This is a genomic window from Staphylococcus sp. HMSC068C09 (assembly GCF_001813735.1).
Taxonomy (GTDB): domain Bacteria; phylum Bacillota; class Bacilli; order Staphylococcales; family Staphylococcaceae; genus Staphylococcus; species Staphylococcus hominis.
In genome coordinates this window covers 1-1,255 of record NZ_KV813773.1, presented here as the reverse complement: position 1 = coordinate 1,255, position 1,255 = coordinate 1, and the positions used below count along the sequence as shown (strand labels likewise).

The window sequence follows — 1,255 nt, the reverse complement described above, 5'->3', positions numbered from 1 at the left end:
AAGCGCCATCAAGTGAAGAAAATACAGAAGAAATAACAAATACTGTTTCTTCAGATGAAAATTTAAATCTTCGAGGCTCTGAGAAAAGTGAAGATAATAAGATTGAAGCTTTGAACTCAAACTATGATTTAAATAGCTCATTATCTTCGGAAGAATTAAACTTGAATAGTGCACCGACGTTTATGTCTTTATATAGCATGCCAGCAAGCGATTCTACTAATGAGACATCTACTATTAATTTGCCAGCTACTACAGTAAAAGGAAGAGACAACTATGATTCTTATGGCAATGTAGATATTCAAGAAAATCCTACAGATTTAGATGCTAAAAATTTAACTAGATTTAACTATACTCAACCCACTGGGACATTTGGAGTAGGGGCTGTACAATTTAAAAATCAAATCACATTTGATAATGATTTCGACTTTAATATTAGAGTAGCTAATAATCGTCAAAGCAATACTACTGGTGCCGATGGTTGGGGCTTTATTTTTAGTAAGAATGATGCAAATACTTACTTAAAAGATGGTGGCATTTTACGCGAAAAAGGTATGGCCGATGCAGCTGGTTTCAGAATTGATACAGGTTATTCCAATAAAGATCCATTAGATAAAACTCAAAAGCAAGCAGGCCAAGGATACAGAGGATATGCTACTTTTGTGAAAAATGATGCCCAAGGCAATACATCTAAAGTAGGTTCGGGTAATCCTGGAGGTAGTGCCACTGATCCAAAATCTGACTTTATTTACTACGCTGATAATACAACAAACGACTTCGACGGTAAATTCCATGGTCAAAAATTAAATAATGTAAATTTAAAATATAATGCGTCAAATGAAACATTTACAGCAACTTATGCTGGTAAAACTTGGACAGCTACTTTGTCACAATTAGGGTTAAATAAAAAAGATAGTTATAACTTTTTAGTAACTTCAAGTCAACATGGAAATGGTGACTCTGGAACATACGCAAGTGGTGTAATGAGAACAGACTTAGAGGGCGCAACATTAACTTATACGCCTAAAGCTCAAGAAGGTACACCAGAAACAACCACAGAAAAAATTCCGTATGAAACAAAACGTGAATTTGATCCAAAATTAGCACCTGGTACAGAAGAAGTCGTACAAAAAGGTGAAAATGGAGAAAAAACAACAACAACACCTATTTATGTCAATCCAACTACTGGTGAAAAAGTAGGAGAAGGAACACCGACAACTAAAGTAACAAAAGATCCAGTGGATGAAATCGTACATTA

At 34.7% G+C, this 1,255-nt stretch carries 1 protein-coding gene; it reads left to right on the top strand.

Annotated features, from left to right (window positions below; genetic code table 11):
• Positions 1-1,255 (top strand): G5 domain-containing protein (locus HMPREF2930_RS09430; RefSeq protein ID WP_256278353.1); only part of this gene is annotated, 1,255 nt, incomplete at both ends.